Raw genomic sequence first — 4,990 nt, forward strand, 5'->3', positions numbered from 1 at the left:
GGCGGTGCGGGGCCGGGGCGGTACGGGGCCGGGGCGCCGGTCAGCCGCGCGGGGCGGTGTCCAGGGCGCGGGCGTCGGCGGCGATCAGGCCGGCCCGGTCGGCGACGACGCCGCGGCCGGCCTGGTCCTCGGCCCAGGCGGCGAGCGGCCGGTACTGGCCCTGGCCGAGCATCGTGGTCAGGGTGGCGACGGCGTTGGGGTCGGCGCCGGAGGTGAGCACCAGGGCGGCCAGGCCGGTGGGGGTGGCGGCGACGGTGAACGCGGTGGTGGTCTCGGCGCGGCCGCCGGGGCCGGTGGCCTCGGCGCGCAGGGTGTGCCCGCCGAGCGGGAGGGCGGTGGCGTCCAGGGCGGTGCCGGGCGCCAGCTCCTTGCCGTCCAGGGTGAGGCGGACGGTGTCGGCGCCGGTGGACTGGACGGCGGTCACCGGCCGCGCGGCGCGGTCCAGGGTGGCGCCGGCGGCCGGGGAGGTGATCGCCACGGTGGGCGCGGCGGGCCGGACGGGGGCGCCGCCCTGGAGCCAGGCGCTGTTCCAACCGGCGAGCTCCGCCGGGCGGTTGGTGATGACGCCGTCGACGCCGGCGGCGTCCAGGGCCTTCCAGCGGGAGGCCGAGTCGACCGTCCAGACGTTGACCGCGACGCCGGCCGCGTGCAGGTCCTTCACCACGTTCGGGCGCGCGGCGAGGCCGGCGTCGGACGGGTTGTAGGCGGACAGGCCGAGGTCGCGGGCGACCGCCACCGGGTCGGCGTCGAAGTCGCCGCGCAGCAGTCCGAGCGGCAGCTCGGGGGCCAGCTCGCGGGTGTAGCGCAGGGCGTCGACCTCGAAGCTCTGGACGAAGACCCGGCCGGTCATGCCGTGGTCGCGGACCTCCTTGACGATCCGGGCGACCTCGTCGCGGCTGTGCTGGCCCTTGATCTCCAGCAGCAGGCTGCCGCCGCGGGTGCGCAGGTCCTCCAGCTGGGCGGCCAGGGTGGGGACGCGGGCGCCGGCGTAGGCGGGGCCGAACCAGGAGCCGGCGTCCAGGGAGTCGATCTGGGCGGCGGTCAGGTCGCGGATGCGGCCCTTGCCGTTGGTGGTGCGGTCGACGGTGTCGTCGTGCAGGACGTAGGGGACGCCGTCCTTGCTGGGCTGGACGTCGTTCTCGATCCACTCGGCGCCGCCTCGGCGGGCGATCTCGTCGGAGAGCAGGGTGTTCTCGGGGGCGGCGGAGGAGGCGCCGCGGTGGGCGAAGACGGTCAGCGGCGCGCCGGCCGGGCGCAGCCAGCCGCCGGGGGCGAGCGCGGTGACCTTGAGGTCGTCGAAGGAGACGGTGGAGCCGTTGACCACCAGGGCCTGGCCGCCGTCGGCGCTGCGGGTGACCAGGGTGGTGCGCAGGGCCTCCTTGCCGTCGAATATCCAGAGGGCGGTGGTGCCGTGGACCTCGACGGCGATGCGCACGTCGCGGCCGGTGCCGGCGGCGGTGGGGGCCGCGGCGGTGTTGGTGACGTTCCAGACGTTGGCGGGGGTGCGCTGGGCGAATTCCAGGCCGTTGGCGGCGGTGGTGCCGGTGCGCATGGTGGCGATCGACCAGGGGGTGACGCCGGACGCGGGGACGTCCAGGCCGAGGGCGGTCCAGCGGGCGTTGTCCTGGACGCTCTCGAAGCGGGCGGTGGCCTCGATGCGGAAGTCGTCCAGGTGGCGGCCGAAGGTGATCCGGCTCTGCTGCCCGGAGTTGGCGGAGGTGCCGACCAGGCGGCCGCCCTCGACCTTCCAGTCGCCCTCGACGGCGGTGAAGCCGGCCGGCAGGGCGGGGCCGGAGAAGTGCTCGTCGAGGACGACCTCGCCGGGGGCCGGGGCGGCGCCGGCCGCGGCGGTCGCGGGGGCGGCTTCGGCGGAGACGGCGCTGGGGACGTTCAGGGCGACGGCGGTGAGGCCGAGCGAGGCGGCGACGGCGGCGGCGAGCAGGCCGGTGCGGCGGGCCGAGCGGGGGCGGTGACTCTGTGTCATGCGCCGCAGGTTAGGGGTGATTGCCGAACCGGGCGCCACGATTCCGGGAACCGTTCGTGGCCGTTGCACGTGCGGTGCGCGAAGATGGCGGATTCCGTGCGCCGGTTGGCCGGTTCGTTTCCGTACGAGCGCGGCGGGTGCGCGGCGGGGCCGGGTGCGCCGCAGCCGCCCGCCGGGGTGGTGACCGGACGGGCGGCCGCGGTGGCGGGGCGGTTCGGGGGCGGGTCAGTAGCGCAGGACGGCGGCGATCCGGCCGGCGTCGGCGAGGGTGTCGTCGGGGACGAAGCCGACCTTTCCGCCGGTGTCCAGGGCGCGCTCGATCACCTCGTCGACGATGTCCTCGCGGGCCCCGCTCTCGCCGGCCTCGGCGGGCACGAGGTGCTCGCCGTCGTCGCGCACGGTGGCGCGGAAGTTCTCCTCGACCACCAGGCGGGCGATCCGGCCCTGGCCGACGGCCTGCCAGACCTCGTCCAGGCCGGCCGCGAACTGCTGGGCGCCGCGGGCCTTGTCGAGCTGGGCGAGGTGCTCGGCGACCTCCTGGTCGGCGTGGGCGCGCACGGCGGGCTCGACCACCTTGCGGACGGTCTCCGCGTCGGCCTGGGCCAGGCCGCCGTGCGGCAGCTGGGCGGCGGCCTCCTTGGCGATCGGGCCGACGGCGTCCAGCAGGGCGAGCGCGGCGGCCTCGCCGACCACGTACAGCGGGCGGGGCGCGGCGGCCAGCAGCCTGCCCACCTCGGTGTCGGCCTGGCGCAGGAAGGTCTTGGTCGCCTCGTCGCGGAAGGTGCTGGGGGTGTCGCCGATCTGCTCCTGCCGCTCGGGGTCGGGGTTGTCGAAGACGCGCGTCAGCGGGAAGCCGTGCCCCTTGTCCTCGGTGACCCGCTCCTCGGTGCCGCCCCACAGCACCACCTTGTCGGCGGCCACCGCGAGCACCCAGTGCGGGCGCTCGGCGGCGTGCGAGGCGACCAGGTTGCGGGTGAGGAAGGTGTCGGACAGGACCACCCGGGCGGGGGCGGTGCGCCCGAGTGACCAGACCTGGTGCTCGCCGGGCGCGGCGAAGACCGCCAGGCCGTCCTCGGCGTGCACCAGGTCGACCTCCGTCAGGGCCCGGTCGAGCTGCTCCAGCACGTCGATCCGGTCGGCGCGGGAGACCTCCGGGTCGGCCTGGACGCGTTCCTTCGCCTCGGCCAGCAGGTTGCGCAGCCGGACCGGGTCCTGGGTGTTGTCCGGCTCGCGGCGGTGGGTGGGCATCAGGATCGACACCGCCGGGTAGGGCCGCGGCCGGCGCAGCTCGGCGAGGACGGCGGGGCTGAGGTCGGGGCGCATGGAGACCCTTTCCGAAGGCGGTCGGCCTTCTTGCGTGGACGCGCGGAGCCTTGGCACTGCTGCCAAATGTCGCCAATGTACCTATTTGCGGCTTCTGCGGCGCGCGAGCACGGACGGGGAGGGGCCTTCAGCACGAGGGGGCGGGCGGCCCGCCGGCGCCGTCCGGGTTCGGGCGGCGGCGTCGGCGGGCACGCGACGGCCGGGGCCGTCGGGGCGGGCGGGGAGCGGTCAGAACTGGACGTCGGTGCAGGAGTAGAAGGCGTTGCCGGTGTCGGCGACGTCCCAGACGGCGACGACCACCTGGTGGCCGGTGCGGCCGGTGGGCAGGGTCGCGGTGTGGGTGGTGGTGGCGGCGGGCTGGCGGCCGTTGTAGGGGACGGTCAGGAACGGGGTCAGGTCCAGGGCGGCCCGGGTGATCGGCTGGCTGGCGTCGTAGCCGGGCTTGGTCAGGAAGTACCTGAAGCTGCTGGTGGAGTGCCGGGCCTCGATCTCCCAGGTGAAGGTGAGCTGCTGGCCCGCCGTCACCTTGGTGGTGGGCCAGCTGCCGCCCCGGGGGTTGTCCAGCGGGGCCCAGCGGGCGTCCGCGCCGGCGCAGATGGTGCCGTCCGCCGGGCCGCGGGTCGGGAAGCCCTTGGGGCCCTCGACGCTCTGCGGCTCCCACTGGATGTCGCCGCAGTCCCACGGGACGGCGTTGGCCCCGCAGAGCGCGGAGCGGCTCGGCGGCAGGTTGATGAAGCCGTGCGACTGGGCCGGCAGGGCCGCCGCGATCGGCAGGGCGATCGCGGCCGCGGCGGCGGCGATCAGGTGGCGCTTGCGCATGGTGCTCCTCCGTGGGGGTGGATGGAGTGTGCGCCCGGCGCGGGGCGTGCGCGTGCGCGTGGGGGTGCGCACGGCGGTCTGCCCGAGACATGGCATGCCCGCGCCAGACCGGTTGCCCGACACCGTAGGATCTGCCTTCCCTCCGCGTCAATGGTCTGAACCATTTGCGCCAAAGCCGCGTGATGACTGGGCTCCGACCGGCATCCCGCAGCCCCACCCGCTCCCGAATCGCACGGGAGATTATTTGCACAAGCGCTATACAAGCTCTGGCCGATATTTCTGTTCATGGCTTATCCTGGACCCAGCCATACCCGGAAGGAGGGGCCCATGACCGCCACGGACCCCGCGCTCACCGCGCTCGCCAACGGCTGGGGCGCCCTGTCCCTCCTGCACGGCAGGATCGAGTCCCACATCGAACGCGCCCTGCAGGCGAAGCACGACCTGAGCGTGCGCGAGTACTCGCTGCTCGACGTGCTCAGCCGCCAGCACGACGACGAGGGCGGGCACCTGCAGATGAAGCAGGTCGCCGACGCGGTCGTGCTCAGCCAGAGCGCCACCACCCGCCTGGTCACCCGGCTGGAGGACCGCGGGCTGCTGTCGCGCTACCTGTGTCCGACCGACCGCCGCGGCATCTACACCAACGTGAGCGAGGACGGCCTGAGGCTCCTGGAGCAGGCCCGGCCGACCAACGACGCCGCGCTGCGCGAGGCGCTCGACGAGGCCGCCCGCACCCCCGCGCTGGCCTCGCTGGTCCAGGCGGTCGAGGCCGTGGACGCCGCCGCGCCCACCCGCTGACCCCGGCCGGCCCCGCGGCCACCTCGCCTTCCCGGGCCGGCGCTCGATGCGCCTGTCGGCGGACCTGGC

Annotated in this window: 4 protein-coding genes; 1 reads left to right on the top strand and 3 read right to left on the bottom strand. The window is 75.4% G+C overall.

The window, feature by feature from the left end; genetic code table 11:
• Positions 1–40 precede the first annotated feature (40 nt).
• From ACWDCZ_RS38675 to ACWDCZ_RS38685, 3 genes are all read right to left on the bottom strand, one after another.
• Positions 41–1,984 (bottom strand): glycerophosphodiester phosphodiesterase, encoded by a 1,944-nt coding sequence (locus ACWDCZ_RS38675; RefSeq protein ID WP_449818400.1) that lies wholly within the window; start codon positions 1,982–1,984, stop codon positions 41–43.
• A gap of 225 nt (positions 1,985–2,209) precedes the next feature.
• Positions 2,210–3,307, bottom strand: coding sequence for a baeRF3 domain-containing protein (locus ACWDCZ_RS38680; RefSeq protein ID WP_049659082.1), 1,098 nt, complete (start codon positions 3,305–3,307; stop codon positions 2,210–2,212).
• A gap of 228 nt (positions 3,308–3,535) precedes the next feature.
• Positions 3,536–4,126: a lytic polysaccharide monooxygenase gene (locus tag ACWDCZ_RS38685; RefSeq protein ID WP_117485023.1), complete on the bottom strand. Its 591-nt coding sequence runs from the start codon at positions 4,124–4,126 to the stop codon at positions 3,536–3,538.
• A 327-nt stretch (positions 4,127–4,453) separates the two neighbouring features.
• Here ACWDCZ_RS38685 and ACWDCZ_RS38690 point away from each other — a divergent pair, with 327 nt between their 5' ends.
• On the top strand, positions 4,454–4,921 hold the full coding sequence (locus ACWDCZ_RS38690) for a MarR family winged helix-turn-helix transcriptional regulator (RefSeq protein WP_049659084.1): 468 nt from the start codon (positions 4,454–4,456) through the stop codon (positions 4,919–4,921).
• Positions 4,922–4,990: the final 69 nt, after the last annotated feature.

Source organism: Kitasatospora sp. NPDC001225, from assembly GCF_053597855.1.

Excerpts from the sequence above, each read along its gene's own strand:
- ACWDCZ_RS38675 (WP_449818400.1), bottom strand. The coding sequence starts at position 1,984 with ATGACACAGAGTCACCGCCCCCGCTCGGCCCGCCGCACCGGCCTGCTC.
- ACWDCZ_RS38680 (WP_049659082.1), bottom strand. The coding sequence starts at position 3,307 with ATGCGCCCCGACCTCAGCCCCGCCGTCCTCGCCGAGCTGCGCCGGCCG.
- ACWDCZ_RS38685 (WP_117485023.1), bottom strand. The coding sequence starts at position 4,126 with ATGCGCAAGCGCCACCTGATCGCCGCCGCCGCGGCCGCGATCGCCCTG.
- ACWDCZ_RS38690 (WP_049659084.1), top strand. The coding sequence starts at position 4,454 with ATGACCGCCACGGACCCCGCGCTCACCGCGCTCGCCAACGGCTGGGGC.